Source organism: Actibacterium sp. EMB200-NS6 (assembly GCF_001305615.1).
In the GTDB taxonomy this organism is placed as follows: Bacteria; Pseudomonadota; Alphaproteobacteria; order Rhodobacterales; family Rhodobacteraceae; genus Actibacterium_A; species Actibacterium_A naphthalenivorans.
In genome coordinates this window covers 2,610,194-2,627,368 of record NZ_CP010869.1, presented here as the reverse complement: position 1 = coordinate 2,627,368, position 17,175 = coordinate 2,610,194, and the positions used below count along the sequence as shown (strand labels likewise).

Sequence of the window (17,175 nt, the reverse complement as noted above, 5' to 3'; positions counted from 1 at the left end):
AAGCCGCATGGTGATCGAGCGATTGCTGCAATACAAAGGCATCCCCTCGGGACGCCGCCCGTCCGTCACGGATGCAGGGCTTTATTCGGCCTCCATGGGCCTTTCAGGTTTTGAGCGCCTGCTCGAGATGCTGGACCGGCTTCCCGAGAATATCGCGGTGACGAGTGAGCTGAGCGAAACGCCCGACGGGTTGTCGTTTGACGCCGGTGACAAGCACGCCTGGCTGGTTGCAGAAGAGATCACCGACCTGTTGGTCGACAATTACAAGCGGCAGGCCCCTGCGCGTATAAACGTCGTGAACGTGACCTGTCCCGCGGAACTGCAAGTTGTGAAATCTCTGATCCAGAAACACGGGCTGGGCGCTGACGTGAAATATGCTGGTGATGTGGTCGTCATCGCCCTGACAGAGGCCGATGAGCCGGTTCAAAGCGAGTTGCTGCGCATCTGCCACGAGCGCATCCCGGTGGACCGAGATCTGTGGTTCGCGCTGTTCCACAAATCGAACGAAGCCCTCGCCCCGGACACCAAAGCCTCGCGCATGCACACAGGCACCGTCATCCTGACCGAGGACGGCAAGGTCGTGGGCGCAAATGATGACGAGTTTCTCGATATGGATCTCTCCATTCTGGAGAAGGACATCCTGGAAGAACCGGGTATGGAAGAAGGAAAACACTGAATGCTTATCGACGGGTTGCAATGTGGGGATTTCCGCCGCGACATCTTTGAACAGTTGCGCGATGGCGGCTTCACTTGCGTCACCAATACGTTGGAATTCTGGGGCGGTGCAATCGACAGCCTGGATGCCATCGGCAAATGGCTGGATCTCGAGCGGGCCAACTCGGACATCATGACCATCGTGCGGTCCGTGGCCGATATCAAGCAGGCGGACGCAAACGGTAAGGTCGGCATCCTGATGGGGTTCCAGAACTCGGGCATGTTCCAGGGCCGCATTCGATTTCCTGAGCTTTTTGCCCAGTTGGGCGTGCGCGTGGTGCAGCTGACCTACAACATTCAGAATGATGTGGGCGGCAGCTGTTACGAGCCCTCGGATTCCGGCCTGACCCGGTTTGGTCGCGAGATCATCGGCGAGATGAACACATACGGCATGATGGTCGATTGCTCACACGTGGGCGAGCGCACCACCTTGGATGCGATCGAGGTGTCTCAGAAGCCTGTCGCCGTCACCCACGCGAACGCCGCCTCGCTGAAACCGCATCCGCGCAACAAAAGTGACAAGGTGCTTCAGGCGCTGGCCGCAAACGGCGGCGTCATGGGGTTGGCGATCTATCGCAACATCACGCCCGAAGCGGCCTGTGACACGGTGGATGGCTGGGCCGAGATGATGGCGCGCACGGTCGATATCGCCGGGATCGATCACGTGGGCGTGGGCACCGATGCGGGCCACTATGTCGGCACGCCGGAACTGGACTGGATGCGTCAGGGGCTTTGGACGCGGTCCGAGCAATACGGGGCAGGGTCCAAGGTCGTGGCCACGATGCCGCCGCCGCCAAGCTGGCTGAGCGACATTTCCAAGATGGGGCTGCTTCACGACGCGCTGACCCGCAGAGGGTTTTCGGCAGAAGAGGTGCACAAGTTGACCGCAGGCAACTGGCTGCGCGTCTACGAGTCCAATTTTGGCTGAGACCTGACCGCTGAGATTTAAATCCCGGCGCCGGACAACGAAAACAACAATCGGCGCCGTCACCACAACATGTTCAACAGGAGTGATGGAAATGCGCAATTCAACGTTCAATCTAAACCGGCGCAGCGTGCTGAAGGCCGGGGTCGCGGTGGGCACTGTCGCCCTGACTGCGCCATATGTTTCTTCGGCCGAGGCTGCGGAAAACGTGCTTTACGTGAACACTTGGGGTGGTGCATGGGAAGCCTCTGCCAAGAAGCACCTGTTTGACCCCTTCACAGCCGATACCGGGGTCGAGATTCGTACGGTTTCACCGGTATCTCTGGCCAAGCTTGCCGCGCAGAAACGGTCGGGCGTGTATGAGTTCGATGTGACCACGCTAGGTGTCGCGCCGCTTGCACAGGCCAGCAATGGCGATCTGATCGAAACGGCCGAAGGGGTGGTCAGCGATGATGACCTGTTTCCCGGCGCGCTGTCGAACAATGGCGTCGCATCGCATGCCTTCGGCAACAATCTGGTGTATCGCAACGACATCTATGGCGATGCCGGCCCGCAAAGCTGGGCGGATTTCTGGGACGTGGCAAAATTCCCTGGTGATCGGTCTTTGCAGAAATACGCCGCGCGTATCATTGCCTTTGCGCTGTTGGCCGACGGCGTGCCCAAGGACCAGCTTTTCCCCTATGATCTGGATCGGGCCTTCGCGTCGCTCGACAAGATAAAACCCCATGTCGTCAACTGGTGGAGCCAAGGCCCTCAGGCCACACAGATGCTGCGCGATGCCGAAGTGTCGGTATTGGGTATGTGGCCGCAATACGCCAAGACCGCAATCGACGAGGGAACCCCCGGCACCGTGGTCTGGAATGAATGTCTGGTCGATACCGCCTATTGGGTTGTGGCCAAAGGAACGCCGCGGGCGGAAATGGCGTGGGAATTCGTCAAATCCGCAGTCAAACCCGAACGTGTCGGCCCCTTTGCCGCCAGTTCGGGCATGGGGCCGGTGAATCCGGCCGCCGTCGATTTCATTGATCCCGCCTTTATCGAATTCATGCCGACCGCGCCGCAATACAAAGACATGGTGGTGTTCCTGAAAGCCGATGGCATCGCCGGACAGCTGGAAGAAATGGATGCCCGTTTTGCTGATTGGTTGCTGAGCTAAGGCTTTTCGACTGTGAGACCGGCCTCTGCACGGGCCGGTCATTTCTGACACCGCGTAAAGGACGGGGAACCGCGTCATGCCTACCAGAACGATCCTGTCGGTTCTTGCGCCTACGGCATTTCTGCTGATCTTTTTTGTTGTGCCGCTGCTCTATGTGGCCTGGCTCAGCTTCATGGATCCGACCCCCGGACTGGCGAATTACGTACGGTTCTTCAAAAGCGGCTATATGGTCGAGACGCTGCTGCGCACGGCGATGATGTCAGCGGTAGTGACCTTGCTCAGTCTGATCATGGCCTATCCAGTGGCCTTTCTTATGGCCAATGGCGCTGGGCTCTATGCCAAGTTTCTGGGCTTTGTGGTCATGAGCTCATTTCTGGTCAGCTTTCTGGTCCGCACCTTTGCCTGGCTGATCATTCTGGGCAAGGGCGGCCCTGCGCAGAGCGTTCTGATGTTCTTTGGCTGGGATCCGGCGCCACGGCTTTTGTACGTAAGCATGCGCCGAAGGCCGTCTTGGATCAGGTGTTTTTCTCGTGTTCCATGATCGTTTCGATGACGTCTGGGTCACACTGTTCGCCGATGAGGAACTGATGGATGCCGCCCTCCCACGTGCGCAAATCCGCCAGAAGCTCCTGAAGGGACTCGATGCCGCGCTCGGTGAAGGTGACGAGGCTTTCGTCGGTGCCGTTGTAGACGCGGATCATCTCGCCGTAGTCGATGTTGTCGTCGTTCCAACTGACGATTTCGATCAGGTCCAGGCTTTCCCCGATCCGCCTCGCAACCTCGTCGATGCTGTAGACCTGCGTGACCCGTGCCATCATGCGGCTTCCCTCGACGGCCCGACAGGTTGGGACCATTCCCACGGCAGCAACTCATGCAGGCGCGAGACCGGCATGTCGGAGATGCGGGCGATGACGTCGGCGAGCCAGGCTTGCGGGTCAATGTCGTTCAGCTTCGCGGTGCCGATCAGGGAATACATGAAGGCGGCGCGATGCCCGCCGCGCTCGGACCCCGCGAAGAGCCACGACTTCCTGCCGAGAGCCACGCCGCGTAGCGATCTTTCTGCCGCGTTGTTGGTCAGGCAGACGCGGCCGTCGTCGAGGAACCGGGTGAAGCCCGGCCAATGGTTCGGCGCCAGCAGATAGTCGATCGCCTTGGCTACCTTGGCGTGCTTGGACAGGAGTACGCGTTCGCCGCGCAGCCAACGCTCCAGATCCTCGACCAACGGGGCCGACAGGCGCTGCCGGGCCTCCAGTCGATCCGCCGGATTGAACCCGTTGATCTCGCGCTCGATATCGAAGAGCGCGTCGATGCGCCGAACGGCCTCGAATGCGATCGGGGAGATCTCCTTGGCGTCCTTGCCCTTGCGGATATTCCCTTCCACGTCAGCCAGCTCAAAGAACTTGCGGCGGGCGTGTGACCAACACAGGGCCGACACAACAGTCCCCGGTAATCGCTTCGGGTCGTAGAGCTGGTTGTATCCGGCATAGGCGTCAGCTTGCAGGATGCCCTGCCAGCCCGCGAGATGCCCAGTCGGATGTTCGCCGCTGCGGTCGCGGGAGAAGCGGAAAGCCACCGCCGGCGGGGCGGTGCCGCCAAAGGGCCGATCATCACGGACATAGGTCCAGAGCCGGGCCGTCTTCGTGCCGCCCCGGGCCAGCAGCGGGACCGTCGTATCATCGCCATGTAACCGCTCTGCGGCCATGACATGGGCTTCGATCAGTGTATGCAGCGGCTCCAGCAACTCGGTCACCGCGCCGACCTGGTCGGCGAGCGTGGAGAGGCTGAGTTCCACGCCCTCGCGGGCATAGCGTTCGGCCTGGCGGTTCAGCGGTTGGTGCTGCCCGAACTTCTCGAACACGATCATCGCGAGGAGGCTTGGCCCCGCCCATCCCCGCGCAACGGGGTGGAATGGGGCGGGCGGCTGCGAGATCTTCTCGCAATCCCGACAGGTGAACTTCTCGCGGACGGTCTGGATCACCTTCCACTGCCGCGGCACCACCTCCAGCGTCTCGGTGATATCCTCGCCCATCTTCTTGATCCGGTCCGACCCGCAGCAGGCGCAGGCCGTCGGCGCCTTGATCACCACCCGTTCGCGCGGCAGATGCTCGGGGAACGCCTTGCGGACGGGCTTGCGCCGATCGAAAGCACGGACCTTCGTCGCCTTTTCTGCCGCCTGCTCGGCGCGAATGGCATCCTCGGCCGCGGCCGTTTCCAACTCCTCGAGCTGCAACTCGAGCTGATCGAGGAGCCGAGCAGTGCGCTCGGCGCTGCGGCCATACTTCTCGCGCTTGAGCATCGCGATCTCGAGCTTCAGGCCCGCGATCATCGCTTCTGATGCCGACACCACGGCATTAGAGCGGGCCAGTTCGGCCTTTGTGGCCGCCAGCTCGGCGCGCAGTATCTCGAGTTCGGAGGCGGCATCTGACATGGTCAAGATTTACCATGCCGGCTCAATAAAGCTATATAAAATAGGGCTCTGAAGGATATTTACCCTACCTTTGCAGGGCGCTGCGTCCAACGCGGATTACGCCAGTCGATCCCTTCCAGAAGATAGCCGATCTGGGCCGCAGAAATCTGGACCGTCTCGCCCGAGCCGCTGACCGGCCAGATGAACTTGCCCGCCTCCAGGCGCTTCATATAGAGCGACACGCCGACCCCATCATGCCAAAGCAGCTTCACGAGATCGCCACGGCGTCCTCGGAAGCAGAATATCTCCCCGGCATAGGGATCACGCCCGAGGCCTTGCTGCACCTGCAAGGCCAGCGTGTTCATGCCCTTCCGCATGTCCGTCACGCCGCCCGCGATCCACACCTTTGCGCCTGCCGGAAATGCGATCATGCCCGTTCCACCACCTGGATGAGCCGCGCAAGGGTCGACGTCTCGGTCGATGCGGCGGTCACGAGGCGACGTCCGTTTGGCAGGATGATCTCCACCCGATCATGGCTCATCTCATCCGCCCGACACTGCGCATCGGTGGCGACTTCCGGCGTCACGGCAACCGCTGCGAAATGCGTCCGGTCCCCATTGCCGATCAGAAGGCCCTCACGGGCCAGGCGACGCCACCGTGTGAGAAGCGAACGAGAGATCTCGTAGTGTCGTGCCGTTGCCGCGGCCATCCGCGGCGCCGCGTAGCTCTCCTCCACGATCCGCACCTTCTCGGCGTCGGTCCACCGCCGCCGCCGACCTGTATCCGAGACCGAAAGAACCTCTACTTGGGATATGAAGCTATGATCTGTCATAGCTTCATGCTCTTACAGGCAGCCGGGTGGGTCGGTCAGACGGCCCTCGGCGGATGCTTACTTTTGTACACCACCTTTGCCTCGATCATCGCGATGACGCAAATGCTGACCCCGCTGATGGCGCTGGTGCTTTATGCCACGATGAAACGCATCGATCCGGTGCTGCTTCGCGCCTCTACCAGCCTGGGGGCCAACAATCTTCGCGGCCTCGTGCACATCTATTTTCCGCTCAGCCTGCCGGGGGTCGCCAACGGGGTAACGCTGGTTTTCATCACGTGCCTGGGGTTCTATGTCACCCCTGCGATTTTGGGCAGCCCGCGCAATTTGATGATTTCCGGGCTGATCGGCAAGCAGATCGAGGAGATGCTGAGCTTTGGCACCGCTGCGGCCTCGTCGATGATACTGATGGCCTTCACCGGTGCGCTGTTTCTGATCTACAGCTCGTTTTCCAGCCTTGAAAAACTGTGGGGGTCGAAGTGACCGGAACCAGGCCCCGTTTTTTTCAGTCTGTGGCCTTTATCGTCGCCAACATCCTGGCGTGGCCAATCCTGATCGTCATCCCGATGTCCTTCAGCGCCTCGTCGTCGCTCAGCTTTCCGCCCAAAGCGCTTTCATTGAAGTATTACGTGGAGTTCTTCACCAGCCCGGACTGGAATATCCCCCTTTTCAACAGCCTGCTGGTTGCGGTTCTGACGGTGGCGTTCACCCTGATGCTGGCGATGCCCGCCGCGTTCGCCCTGGCGCGGTCACAATTTGCCGGCAAGGCATGGTTTCGGCTTTTGATGATCGCGCCGCTGCTTGTTCCGCATATTGTACTGGCCTTCGCCTATTTCATCTATTTCGCCTATTTTGGCCTGATCCAAAGCTATACCGGCGTCGTCATCGCCCACACCTGCCTGAACATTCCGGCCGCGGTGTTGGTGCTGAGCGCGGGCATACAATCGCTGGACCCTAACCTTGAACGCGCGTCGCTTTCGCTGGGCGCCGGGCGCCGGGCGACATTCTGGCATGTCATCGTGCCCGCGCTGATGCCCAGCATCATGGTCGCGGGCTTCTATGCCTTCATCCATTCCTTCGACGAGGCGGTGATCGCCGTGTTCATCTCGGGGCGCGACAAGGCGACCCTGCCGCGCCAGCTGTTCAACAGCTTCATGATGGACATGGACCCGGTGATCGCGGCGGCCTCTGGCGCGCTTGTGTTCTTTCTGGTGGCTTTCGTGCTTGTCGCCTTTGTCATTCGCCTGTTGTGGGCAAGCTCTCGTACCTATTCCAGAAAGGCCGGCGCCTGATGACTGACGTTTCTCTGGTACTGCGCGATCTGGGTAAATCCTACGATGGCAAGACCGAAGTGCTTTCGATTGATCGACTGGCGATCAGCAAGGGCGAATTCGTATCTTTCCTGGGGCCATCCGGCTCTGGCAAGACCACGACGCTGATGATCGTGGGCGGGTTTGAGACGCCGACGCGGGGTGAGGTGATTGTCAGCGGAAAATCGATCGCGGATGTTCCGGCGCATAAGCGTGACATGGGGATCGTGTTTCAGAACTACGCGCTGTTTCCTCATATGAGCGTGGCAAAGAATGTCTCTTACCCCTTGCGAATGCGCCAGGTGCCCAGGCGCGAGGCTGACGCGCGGGTCGAGAGTGCGTTGCGGATGGTCGGCCTGCAAGGGTTCGGAAACCGCACCCCGTCCGAGCTTTCGGGTGGTCAGCAGCAGCGCGTGGCGCTGGCGCGCGCATTGGTGTTCGAGCCCGAACTGGTGCTTTTGGATGAACCCCTTGGGGCACTGGACAAGAATCTGCGCGAACAGATGCAGATAGAGCTTAAGCGTATCCATGCCCAGACCGGCGCAACCATGATTTTCGTCACTCATGATCAGGCCGAGGCGATGGTGATGTCCGACCGCATCGTCGTGTTTTCCAATGGCAGGATCGAACAGTTCGGAACGCCCGAGGAGATATACAACCGGCCAAAGACGCGGTTTGTGGCCGAGTTCATTGGCGACAGCAATTTCCTTCAGGCGGTTGTGAGCGCGGGCGGACAGGTCGAGCTGGAAGCTTTTGGCCGACGTAGGCTGCCCGCCTACCGGGATCTCGAGCCGGGGCGGTACGAGGCCCTGATCCGCCCGGAAAATATCGAGGTGCATTCGGGCGCGAACGGGCCGGATTGTCGGCCTTTCGATGTCGAGGACAAGCACAACTATGGCGATATGGCCGTTCTGACGGGCCTGATCGGGACAACACCCGTCCGTGTGAAGCAGCCGGCCATGCGCGTTGCTTCGGTCGCGAAGGGCGGCCGCGTTCATCTGAGTGTCGCGGATGCCGCTATCCACTTGATCACGGGATAGCGACCGATGCGGGATTTGCAAAGTCCGGCAGAACGGGAATGCCGCTTCGCGGCCGGAGCAAAGGAGAAGGCTGGAATGCTCAAAGGTCTATTGCCGGTGGCAAGCAACACTGAACTGCCCAAGCAGACCGAGGTGGTCATCATAGGGGGCGGCATCATCGGAGCCTGCGCCGCATTGATGCTGGCTGAAAAGGGCATTCCCGTCTGCCTGATTGAAAAGGGTGAAATCGGGGCTGAACAGTCAGGTCGCAACTGGGGCTGGGTGCGCAAGATGGGACGGGTTGAGGCGGATATCGATCTGAGCATCCTGTCCGAGCGCATTTGGGAAACGCTGGATATCCGAGCGGGCTACAAGACCGGATACCGCAAGAACGGCGGCATCTATCCGTGTGATACGCGGGCGGAACTGGACGAATGGGCGAAATGGAAGCGCGACGTGGCCGAACCGCGGGGCGTGGACAGTATCATACTGACCAAGGCGCAGCTTGAGGCACTTTTGCCCGGTGGCAAGCGTGATTTCGCAGGGGGGCTTTATACCAAAAGCGATGGCTGCGCCGAGCCGCTCTGGGCGGCTCCGGCCATCGCGAAAGGCGCGCAGGGCAAGGGCGCAAAAGTCTTTACCAACTGCGCTGCCCGGGGGATCGAGACATCGGGCGGCGTCGTGTCTGGCGTGGTGACAGAGAAAGGCCGCGTGGGTTGCAAGTCGGTTGTACTGGCGACGGGGGCCTGGACGCGGCTGATGTGCAAGCATCTTAGGCTGGATTTCCCGCAGTTGCGGCTCCTGGCCTCGGTCATGCAGACCAAGCCCTTGGACGGCGCACCCGATATCTGCTTGGGCGCCTCGGATTTTTCGTTCCGCAAGCGCGCTGATGGCGGCTATACCGTGGCGCGCCGTAATGCGAACACGACCTTCCTGACGCCTGATCATTTCCGCTACTTTCTTCACTTCCTTCCCACGCTGCATGAAAAACGCAAACTGGTGCAGGTGCGTGGCGGGCTTTCCTTTTTCAAGGCCTGGCGCGATGGCATGGATTGGTCCGAAGATCAGAAAACCGTGTTCGAACGCACGCGCATCCTGGAGCACGCCCCCGCCGGAAAGACGCTTGCATCAGGGGTTGCCAACCTCAAGGCCGCCTATCCGGTGTTCGAAAACCTGGAGCCGGAACAGACCTGGGCAGGATTTATCGAAGGTACGCCTGACGCGTTGCCGGCGATCTCGCCGGTCAAGCGGGTTCCGGGGCTGGTGATCGCCAGCGGGTTTTCCGGACAGGGATTTGGCCCCGGTCCCGGCGCGGGGCAGGTCATCGCGGATATCGTGACCGGCGCCACGCCCAGTGTGGATATCAGCAACTATACATTCGATCGGTTTGACACAGCATGACCCGAGCGAGGGAGAAGATGATGAAGAGCAACGACGAAGTCACATTGTCGATTGAGAAAGCGCTGGAACTGGCAGCAAAGGCGTTTTCGGGGGCAGGTGCCAGCCCGGAGGTCGCCGCGGTGATGGCGCAAATCCACGTCGATGCCGACCGTGACGGGATCGCAAGCCATGGCGTGGCCCGTGTGCCGGGCCTGTGCAAGCAACTGCAGGCCGGGCGCGTGAACGGAACGGCGGTGCCCGACGTCTCGCAGCCCAGGCCCGGCATCGTGATCGCCGATGCGCGGGGCGGGTTTCCGCAGCCCGCGTTTCAAGCCGGGTTTGATGCGACCGTGAAGGCCGTGACGTCCTGCGGCATTGCCACGCTTGTGGTGCGCAACGGCTGGGCTGCCGATGTCATGGGCTGGCATACTGAATGCTTTGCTCGGGAAGGGTTTCTTGCGCTTGGTTTCGCCAATGTTCCCGCATCGATTTCTCCCGTTGGCGGCACCAAGCCCGTATTCGGAACCAATCCGATCACCTGTGCGATCCCGCAGGCCGGAAAGCCGCCAATCGTGATTGATCAGGCCTCTTCGGTTATTGCCAAGAGCGAGATCGTAGAGCGGGCTGCCGCCAACGAACCCATCCCGCTGGGCTGGGCGCTGGATACGCACGGCCAGCCGACCGAAGACGCCCAGGCGGGGCTTGCCGGGTCGCTTCTGGCCTCGGGCGGTTACAAGGGCATCGGTATCGCGTTGATCGTAGAGCTGTTCGCCGCCGTTCTCTCGGGCTCCGAATTGTCGATCGAGGCCGCGCCGCTGGCCAGGATGGACGCACCGCCGGTGCGTCTGGCGCAGACCTATGTCGTGCTCGACCCGACAGCCGTGGCCGGGCCCGGTTGGCTTGCGCGTGTGGCACAGATTACAGGCGCGATCGAAGCTCAGGAAGGCGCGCGCGTGCCAGGCGCCCGACGTTTCGCGGCGCGCAGGAAACATATCGAACAGGGAATTACGATCACGGCGGGTCTCGCGCAGAGCCTGTCAGATCTGGCCGGTCAAGACCAGCCGCTGGGCAGATCATAGTGCCAGCAGACCAAAACAGGGAAGCATAGGGATATCAAAATGAAACTATTGAGTGTCTTCGTGGCGACAGCCACAGCGGTGCTGTCGACCTCCTCTTTGGTCGCCGCCGAAAGCTGGGGTCCGTTCCCGGTCAAGGTTCAGCGTGAGGGCGTGGAAACCGCATCAGAGTTCCAGCCATTGGAATCTGCCACGCAACCGTGGAAGATCTGCGTACTCGTGCCGCATGTGAAAGACAGCTATTGGCTGGCAGCGGACTACGGCCTGATCGAAGAGGCCAGGCGCCTGGGCATCGATCTGACACTGTACGAGGCGGGCGGATACGGCAACCTGCCACGTCAGGTGAACCAGTTCGACAATTGCTTGTCGTCCAAGGTCGATGCCATTCTGGTAGCCCCGATTTCAGAAGCAGGTCTGTCGGGATCCTTCGAGAAGGCCAGGGCGGCGGGAATTCCGACCATTGCCTTTATCAACCCGGTCTCAGAAGCGCCGGTGGCCGGCAAGGTGTTCACCCGGATGCGGACCAAAGGCGTCGAGGCCGGGAACTTCCTGGTTGAGGTCGCGGCGGCGAATGGTTCGGAATACAAGGTCGTCGGCTTCCCCGGCGCCCAAGGTTCGGGCTGGGCCGAGGCCGCTGTCGAAGGGTTTCAAGAGGGTATTCAAGGCAGCAATATCACGCTCTTGGATGTCAAGTTCGGGGACACGGGCGTGGCCGAGCAACTGAGCCTTGTCGAGGATGCCTTGCAGACCTATCCCGAGATGAACCTGATCTGGGGCACGGCGCCCACGATCGAAGCCGCGATCGGTGTCGTGGATGAAATCGGGCGCGACGATGTGTCGATCATGGCCGAATATGGAACCCGTGAAATGTTGCGCCTGTTGCAGCAAGAGCAGATCATGGGCCTCGTGTCCGACTATACGGTGGTGCAGGCGCGGATGGCCGTGGATCTGGCGGTCATGGCGATTGAAGGTAATATGCCAGCGGCGAATGCGTTTGACGTGGAACCGGCGCTGATCACCGATCCCGACGTGTCGACCGATGACATATTGCTGCATTTCGCGCCCGCCAACTGGCGGCCTGTCTTCAGCAGCAAATGACATGACATGTCGGCCTCATGGCTTGTTCGGGTCGTGCCTCAGGCGCGCGGCCCGGCCGGAACGGAGATGATCATGCAAGACATCAGGATCTATCTGCTTGATGGCGGTTCGCTGTTGTTGGACGGGTATCACATGTATTGGAACGTCGGACCCGGTGGACCGATACGCGTGCCCGTTTGTTCGGTGCTGGTCGAACATTCAGATGGGCTGTTCCTGTTTGATACCGGCTTCGACCTTGACTATGTGCAGCGCGAAATTCCTTCCGAAAAGCCGCTGCAGACCACTGAACAGACCATTCCCGGCGCTTTGGCCAGGCTCGGGGGTCAGGTCGGGGATATCTCGGCGGTGGTGAACTCGCATCTGCATATGGATCATGTGGGCGCAAACCGGTTCTTTCCGGGCGCGACCAAGATCTGCCAAAAGGCGGAATACGAGCGCGCGGCAAATCCCTATCGGTTTGAGGTGGGCGCCTACGGTGACCTGAGCTTCAGCGCCGAACTGGCCCGCAAACAGGGCCGCGAGGCGCAGTTGAAAGATGGGCAGACATCACAGAATACGCGCTTCACGCTGGTCGAGGGGGATGTCGAACTGGCCAAGGGGCTGGATCTGATCTTCACGCCCGGGCATTCAGCCGGCCACTGCAGCCTGCTGGTCACGCCGGAACATCGACGACCGATGCTGTTTCCCTTCGATGCCGCTTATAGCGCGCACAACATGGATCAGTTCATTCAGGGGGGGTATCATTCCGACCCCGTCGCGGGCGAGCAGTCGCTGCAAAGGCTGATCGATCTGGCAGGGGCCAGTGACGCCGAAGTGGTCTTTTCCCATGATCCGCAGTCGCCACATCTGAATGTCGTCGGTGATCTTCTGGCTGTAGCGTGATGAGCGAGAGACGGCGGAATGAACGATAAGCAACAGATGCAGGCCGCTTTGGGCACGCAGGACGAACATGTTCTGCAGATGTCGGATATCTCCAAAACCTATGGTGTGAACCGGGCGCTGGACGAAGTGAGCTTCGACCTGCGTCCGGGTGAGGTTCACGTGCTGTTCGGCGAGAACGGGGCGGGGAAATCGACGCTGATCAAGGTGCTCACCGGCAACGTTCGGCCGGATGCCGGCACCCTGACGATAAACGGCCAATCCTGCGGGTTCCTGACCCTTCGCGGGGCGAAGGCGGCGGGTATTTCTGCCGTGTTTCAGGAGTTCCAGCTGGCCCCGAGCCTGAGCGTTGTCGACAACCTGTTCCTGGGGCGCGAGAAAACCCGCCGTGGCATTCTGGCGCGCGCCGAAATGCAGGATCAGGCGCGTCAGGTGCTTGCGGAACTGGGGTTCGCGATCGACCTGGAGGCCACCGTTGGTACCCTTACACGGGCACAGAGGCAGATGGTCGAAATTTGCAAAGCACTGCTGTTGCATGCCTCGATCCTGATCCTGGACGAGCCGACGGCATCGCTGAACGATCACGAGGCAGACGCCTTACTTGACGTGGTGCGCAAGCTGCGCCACCGGGGCGTGGGGATCATCTATGTATCGCACCGGATGCGCGAAATCCACGAGATTGCCGATCGGGTTACCGTATTGCGATCCGGGCGTTATATCGGCACCCTTCCGCGTGCCGGCCTGCAGGAAGCCAAACTGGTAGAGATGATGACCGGCCGGCCGATCGCTGCGCTTTATCCCGAAATCCGGCAGGATCCGCGCGCGATGCGGATCCGGATTTCCAACCTGTCCACAGTGAATGGTGCGGTCAAGGATGCAAGCCTGACCCTGCGTGCCGGCGAAATCGTGGGCATCGCCGGGCTGATGGGCTCCGGCAAAAGCGAGATCGGTCAGGCGCTGTTCGGGCTTTTGCCGATCCGGTCGGGGCAGATCGAAATGGACGGCACGCTGATCAAGCCGCGCAACCCTTCGGCGATGCTGGCACGACATCTGTGCTATTTCCCGCCCGACCGAAACGTCGGAGGATTGGCCGTCAGTCGACCCGTGCTGGAGAACGGCTCGATGACCGGGCTTTCGCTGAACATGTTTTCGCGGTTCGGATTCCTGCGCCGGCGCAATGAGCGCAGCGAGGTCATGAAAGCCATGAAGGCGGTTCGCCTGCGACCGCTTGACCTGACCCTGCCCGTAGGCAGCCTGTCGGGCGGAAACATGCAAAAGGTACTTTTGGCGCGCGGATTGGTCCGAAATACAGAAGTCTTCGTGTTCGACGAGCCCACGGTGGGGATCGACGTGGGAGCCAAGGCGGAAATTTATGATCTTCTGAAGTCGCTGGTCGAAAAGGGGGCGGCGGTGCTGATGATCTCATCCGATCTGCAAGAGGTCCTGCGGCTGAGCAACAGGGTCTATGTCGTCACCGAAGGTCGGACCGTGGCCGAACTTTGCGGCGACCAAAAAACCGAAGACAATGTGCTCAAGGGGTTCTTTGGCCATGCACCGAAAATTCGGAAGGAGGGTGTCGCATGACATTTGCCCCGAACTCCGCGCCTGTGCTTCGTCTGCGCGACCGGCTCTTTGCGTTTAACGAACGCGTGGGTCTCGCGCTGCCGCTTTCGGTTCTGATCGTGACGGGGATGTTGCTGGCCGAACCACGGTTCGTCGCCAAGATGAACATGTTCAATGTTCTGCGGGATTTTTCGGTGATCACGCTCGCGGCTCTTGGGCAGATGCTGGTGCTTGTCACCGGCAGGTTCGATTTGTCGGTCGGTGCGATCGTCGCCCTGGCTTCGGTCACGACGGCGTCAGTGTCGAACCAGCTCATGCTGGTTTTCCCGGACATGATAGGGTTTGTCGCCGTACTGGGGGTCTTGGCCGGGCTGAGTGTGGGCGCGATTGCCGGGGTCGGGAACGGGTGGCTTATCTCGACCCTGAAGTTGGACGCGTTCATTGCCACGATCGCTACATCATCCATCATTCTGGGGGCGGTATTCGTCTGGACGTATGGCGTGCCGGTCTACGGCGTTCCCAAAGTGCTGACCCAATGGGTCGGGCGCGGGCAGATATTTGGGCTTCCTGGCCTCCTCTATCTCACTCTGGTTGCCGTCTTCATCGTGTGGTTCGTGCTGGAGCGGACCGCATATGGCCGCCATATCCTTGCGGTTGGCAGCAATGAAGCCGCAGCGGAAATTGCCGGGATCTCGCCCAAGGCGATCATCTGCGGCGTGTTTGCGGCAAGCGGTTTTTTCGCTGCACTGGTGGGGGTCTATTTCACCGCGCGCATGGGGTCCGGGCAATCGGCACTGGGGGCCAATACCGCGATGCAGGCGATCACGGCTGCGGTCATCGGCGGGGTGTCGCTGCGCGGAGGTAGCGGCAATCCGATCAAGGTCATGTTCGGGGGCTTGTTTCTGGCGGTCGTGGGAAATGCGCTTAACCTTGCGCGTGTGGATAGCAAGTTTCAGGTGTTGGTGTTCGGGGTCGTGCTTCTTGCGGCTGCATTTCTGGATCGGGCAACGGACCGCGCCGCGCGGCAGGAGGGACAGCGATGACGACGATGCAAATGACGCGCAGCTTCTTTTTGAACTCCGCCGTTGTCGGACTGGTGATGATCGCATTGTTGCTGGCCGGGTTTTCGGCGGCTTCGCCGCAGATGCTGACCAAGGGAAACATCTACAACATTCTTGTGCAGTCGAGCTATCTGATGATCTTCGCCTCGGCGCAAAGCATGGTACTGCTGACCCGCGGGTATGACCTGTCGCTGGGCAACACCGTGTCGCTTGTGAGCGTGATCACGGCGATGGTGTTGGTATCGCCATGGGGGCAGGCGGCTGGCGCGCCGATCCTGCTTGCCGCGCTGTGCGGGCTGGGCGCAGCGGTGCTGATCGGCGGGCTGAATGGCACGCTTGTGGCTGCGACGGGGCTAAATCCGTTCATCGTGACCTTGGGAACGATGTACATCGTGCAGGCGCTTGGCTCCACCGTCAGCGGCGGGTTCCCTGTATCGGGCGTTCCTGCCCAATTCATGGCTCTTTCCCGGCTCGATGTGCTTGGTGTGCCCGTTCAGATATGGACACTTGGCTTGGCTACTCTGGCGTTGCACATGCTGCTGAAATGGAGCGTGTACGGCCGCAGCCTGTATCTGGTCGGCGCCAACCCGACGGCGGCAACAACCGCCGGCGTCAAGACACGCATGGTTACGGCGATGGCCTATGTCTGTTGCTCGGCATTTGCGGGGCTTGGCGCTATCCTTCTGACCGCGCGCACCGGATCGGGCGAGCCCACCTTGGGGGCGAACCTGACGCTTGAGGCCATCGCGGCCGCTGTCGTGGGCGGGATCAGCACACAGGGCGGGCGCGGAGGTGCGGTGGCGCCGTTGATCGGCGCTGTTCTTATCACGCTGCTGTCGAACGGCATGGATCTGGTTCAGATCGATGGCTACGTTCAGCAGATTTGCCTGGGAATGATCATCCTGATCGCACTTACGCTGGATCGGTTCCGCCGGTGATGTCGGCAGCCGCTATGTGCGGCCGTGGACGATCATCGAGGTGATCTCTTCGCGCGTGGTATCCTCGCGCCGGACAACCCCGACCAGGTTGCCGTTCTTGAAGACCGCGATCCGGTCTGCGATGGTCATCACATGTTCCATGTTGTGACTGATGATGAAGAATGAGATGTGCTTGCGCGACAATCGCGCGATCAGGTCCAGAACCTTCTGGCCTTCGTCCACGCCAAGGGCCGCCATGGGTTCATCCATGATGATCAGGCGCACGTCGCCCAGCAAAAGCCGGCTGATCGCGACCGCCTGACGTTGACCACCTGACATTGTGCTGACGGGGCGAGCAAGATCGGGCAGGCGGATATCAAGCTCTTTCAACAGGTCGGCTGTCCGGCGACGCATTTCAGTGTGCCGCAAGAAGGGGATGGCGCCGCCCAGCCGGCCGGTCAGTTCCCGCCCGAGGAATACATTCTGCGGCACGTTGAAACAGTCGACGAGGCCCAGATCCTGATACAGCGTCGCAATGCCGTTTTCATGCGCGTCGTTGGGCGTGCTCATCTGAACCTTTTGCCCGTCAACCAGAATGCTGCCGCCGTCATGGGTTTCGGCGCCCGACAGGATTTTCACGAAGGTGGACTTTCCGGCGCCGTTGTCGCCGACCAGGGCGACAACCTCGTTGGGGAAAATATCAAGGCTGACGCCTTTGAGGGCGCGGTTGCCGCCATAGTTCTTTTCTATGCCGCGCGCCGACAGAAGCGGCTGATGCGGGAGTTTCGCTGTGACGTTCGTGGTGGGGGCGATCTGGGCGAGGGTCATTTTATCTGTATTC

19 protein-coding genes are annotated in these 17,175 nt (G+C 60.8%); 14 read left to right on the top strand and 5 right to left on the bottom strand.

Translation table 11 applies throughout. The features are described from left to right. Positions 1–7 precede the first annotated feature (7 nt). The 4 genes from TQ29_RS12725 (at position 8) to TQ29_RS12710 (ending at position 3,336) form a co-directional block, all read left to right on the top strand. The gene (locus TQ29_RS12725; protein WP_157445584.1) at positions 8–676 is read left to right on the top strand and encodes a hypothetical protein; all 669 of its coding nucleotides are present in this window, start codon (positions 8–10) and stop codon (positions 674–676) included. Beyond that, a complete protein-coding gene (locus TQ29_RS12720) occupies positions 677–1,642 on the top strand; it encodes a membrane dipeptidase (RefSeq protein WP_054539472.1) in 966 nt (321 codons plus the stop codon). 91 nt (positions 1,643–1,733) lie between these two features. Then, entirely contained in the window at positions 1,734–2,795 is a 1,062-nt protein-coding gene (locus TQ29_RS12715; protein WP_207642710.1) for an extracellular solute-binding protein, read from the top strand. 76 nt (positions 2,796–2,871) lie between these two features. Continuing rightward, the gene (locus TQ29_RS12710) at positions 2,872–3,336 is read left to right on the top strand and encodes an ABC transporter permease (protein ID WP_054539470.1); all 465 of its coding nucleotides are present in this window, start codon (positions 2,872–2,874) and stop codon (positions 3,334–3,336) included. On the opposite strand, the gene TQ29_RS12705 is transcribed toward TQ29_RS12710, so the two are convergent. Genes TQ29_RS12705 through TQ29_RS12690 form a run of 4 tightly spaced genes read right to left on the bottom strand, consistent with a single transcriptional unit; the run spans position 3,311 to position 6,034 of the window. Then, positions 3,311–3,610, bottom strand: coding sequence for a hypothetical protein (locus TQ29_RS12705; RefSeq protein ID WP_054540360.1), 300 nt, complete (start codon positions 3,608–3,610; stop codon positions 3,311–3,313). The two genes, TQ29_RS12710 and TQ29_RS12705, sit on opposite strands and share 26 nt — an antisense overlap. Continuing rightward, on the bottom strand, positions 3,610–5,223 hold the full coding sequence (locus TQ29_RS12700) for an IS66 family transposase (RefSeq protein ID WP_054538609.1): 1,614 nt from the start codon (positions 5,221–5,223) through the stop codon (positions 3,610–3,612). Before TQ29_RS12700 ends, TQ29_RS12705 begins: the two co-directional genes overlap by 1 nt. Before the next feature lie 59 nt (positions 5,224–5,282). Then, positions 5,283–5,633: an IS66 family insertion sequence element accessory protein TnpB gene (gene tnpB, locus TQ29_RS12695; RefSeq protein WP_054538608.1), complete on the bottom strand. Its 351-nt coding sequence runs from the start codon at positions 5,631–5,633 to the stop codon at positions 5,283–5,285. Beyond that, on the bottom strand, positions 5,630–6,034 hold the full coding sequence (locus tag TQ29_RS12690) for a transposase (protein ID WP_054538607.1): 405 nt from the start codon (positions 6,032–6,034) through the stop codon (positions 5,630–5,632). Before TQ29_RS12690 ends, tnpB begins: the two co-directional genes overlap by 4 nt. 63 nt (positions 6,035–6,097) lie before the next feature. On the opposite strand from TQ29_RS12690, the gene TQ29_RS12685 reads away from it, so the two are divergent. The 10 genes from TQ29_RS12685 (at position 6,098) to TQ29_RS12640 (ending at position 16,355) form a co-directional block, all read left to right on the top strand. Continuing rightward, a complete protein-coding gene (locus tag TQ29_RS12685) occupies positions 6,098–6,514 on the top strand; it encodes an ABC transporter permease (RefSeq protein ID WP_054539469.1) in 417 nt (138 codons plus the stop codon). Beyond that, positions 6,511–7,323 (top strand): ABC transporter permease, encoded by an 813-nt coding sequence (locus tag TQ29_RS12680; RefSeq protein ID WP_157445583.1) that lies wholly within the window; start codon positions 6,511–6,513, stop codon positions 7,321–7,323. The genes TQ29_RS12685 and TQ29_RS12680 overlap by 4 nt, the downstream gene beginning before the upstream one ends. After that, the gene (locus tag TQ29_RS12675) at positions 7,323–8,381 is read left to right on the top strand and encodes an ABC transporter ATP-binding protein (RefSeq protein ID WP_054539468.1); all 1,059 of its coding nucleotides are present in this window, start codon (positions 7,323–7,325) and stop codon (positions 8,379–8,381) included. The genes TQ29_RS12680 and TQ29_RS12675 overlap by 1 nt, the downstream gene beginning before the upstream one ends. Before the next feature lie 75 nt (positions 8,382–8,456). Next, the gene (locus TQ29_RS12670) at positions 8,457–9,761 is read left to right on the top strand and encodes an FAD-binding oxidoreductase (RefSeq protein WP_054539467.1); all 1,305 of its coding nucleotides are present in this window, start codon (positions 8,457–8,459) and stop codon (positions 9,759–9,761) included. Positions 9,762–9,781: 20 nt separating this feature from the next. Further along, entirely contained in the window at positions 9,782–10,819 is a 1,038-nt protein-coding gene (locus TQ29_RS12665) for an Ldh family oxidoreductase (RefSeq protein WP_162231827.1), read from the top strand. 39 nt (positions 10,820–10,858) lie between these two features. Next, entirely contained in the window at positions 10,859–11,914 is a 1,056-nt protein-coding gene (gene torT, locus TQ29_RS12660) for a TMAO reductase system periplasmic protein TorT (protein ID WP_082386632.1), read from the top strand. Positions 11,915–11,986: 72 nt separating this feature from the next. Then, entirely contained in the window at positions 11,987–12,796 is an 810-nt protein-coding gene (locus tag TQ29_RS12655; protein WP_054540431.1) for an N-acyl homoserine lactonase family protein, read from the top strand. 18 nt (positions 12,797–12,814) lie between these two features. Then, positions 12,815–14,377 carry a sugar ABC transporter ATP-binding protein gene (locus TQ29_RS12650; protein WP_207642709.1) on the top strand — a complete coding sequence of 521 codons (1,563 nt, stop codon included), beginning with the start codon at positions 12,815–12,817 and terminating at the stop codon, positions 14,375–14,377. Continuing rightward, positions 14,374–15,399, top strand: a complete 1,026-nt coding sequence (locus TQ29_RS12645) for an ABC transporter permease (RefSeq protein WP_054539464.1) — start codon at positions 14,374–14,376, stop codon at positions 15,397–15,399. Before TQ29_RS12650 ends, TQ29_RS12645 begins: the two co-directional genes overlap by 4 nt. Further along, the gene (locus TQ29_RS12640) at positions 15,396–16,355 is read left to right on the top strand and encodes an ABC transporter permease (RefSeq protein WP_054539463.1); all 960 of its coding nucleotides are present in this window, start codon (positions 15,396–15,398) and stop codon (positions 16,353–16,355) included. Before TQ29_RS12645 ends, TQ29_RS12640 begins: the two co-directional genes overlap by 4 nt. A gap of 12 nt (positions 16,356–16,367) precedes the next feature. On the opposite strand, the gene TQ29_RS12635 is transcribed toward TQ29_RS12640, so the two are convergent. After that, on the bottom strand, positions 16,368–17,162 hold the full coding sequence (locus TQ29_RS12635; protein ID WP_054539462.1) for an ATP-binding cassette domain-containing protein: 795 nt from the start codon (positions 17,160–17,162) through the stop codon (positions 16,368–16,370). Positions 17,163–17,175 lie beyond the last annotated feature (13 nt).

Coding starts and splice junctions, on each gene's coding strand:
- TQ29_RS12725 (WP_157445584.1), top strand. CDS start 8: ATGGTGATCGAGCGATTGCTGCAATACAAAGGCATCCCCTCGGGACGC.
- TQ29_RS12720 (WP_054539472.1), top strand. CDS start 677: ATGCTTATCGACGGGTTGCAATGTGGGGATTTCCGCCGCGACATCTTT.
- TQ29_RS12715 (WP_207642710.1), top strand. CDS start 1,734: ATGCGCAATTCAACGTTCAATCTAAACCGGCGCAGCGTGCTGAAGGCC.
- TQ29_RS12710 (WP_054539470.1), top strand. CDS start 2,872: ATGCCTACCAGAACGATCCTGTCGGTTCTTGCGCCTACGGCATTTCTG.
- TQ29_RS12705 (WP_054540360.1), bottom strand. CDS start 3,610: ATGGCACGGGTCACGCAGGTCTACAGCATCGACGAGGTTGCGAGGCGG.
- TQ29_RS12700 (WP_054538609.1), bottom strand. CDS start 5,223: ATGTCAGATGCCGCCTCCGAACTCGAGATACTGCGCGCCGAGCTGGCG.
- tnpB (WP_054538608.1), bottom strand. CDS start 5,633: ATGATCGCATTTCCGGCAGGCGCAAAGGTGTGGATCGCGGGCGGCGTG.
- TQ29_RS12690 (WP_054538607.1), bottom strand. CDS start 6,034: ATGACAGATCATAGCTTCATATCCCAAGTAGAGGTTCTTTCGGTCTCG.
- TQ29_RS12675 (WP_054539468.1), top strand. CDS start 7,323: ATGACTGACGTTTCTCTGGTACTGCGCGATCTGGGTAAATCCTACGAT.
- TQ29_RS12670 (WP_054539467.1), top strand. CDS start 8,457: ATGCTCAAAGGTCTATTGCCGGTGGCAAGCAACACTGAACTGCCCAAG.
- TQ29_RS12665 (WP_162231827.1), top strand. CDS start 9,782: ATGAAGAGCAACGACGAAGTCACATTGTCGATTGAGAAAGCGCTGGAA.
- torT (WP_082386632.1), top strand. CDS start 10,859: ATGAAACTATTGAGTGTCTTCGTGGCGACAGCCACAGCGGTGCTGTCG.
- TQ29_RS12655 (WP_054540431.1), top strand. CDS start 11,987: ATGCAAGACATCAGGATCTATCTGCTTGATGGCGGTTCGCTGTTGTTG.
- TQ29_RS12650 (WP_207642709.1), top strand. CDS start 12,815: ATGAACGATAAGCAACAGATGCAGGCCGCTTTGGGCACGCAGGACGAA.
- TQ29_RS12645 (WP_054539464.1), top strand. CDS start 14,374: ATGACATTTGCCCCGAACTCCGCGCCTGTGCTTCGTCTGCGCGACCGG.
- TQ29_RS12640 (WP_054539463.1), top strand. CDS start 15,396: ATGACGACGATGCAAATGACGCGCAGCTTCTTTTTGAACTCCGCCGTT.
- TQ29_RS12635 (WP_054539462.1), bottom strand. CDS start 17,162: ATGACCCTCGCCCAGATCGCCCCCACCACGAACGTCACAGCGAAACTC.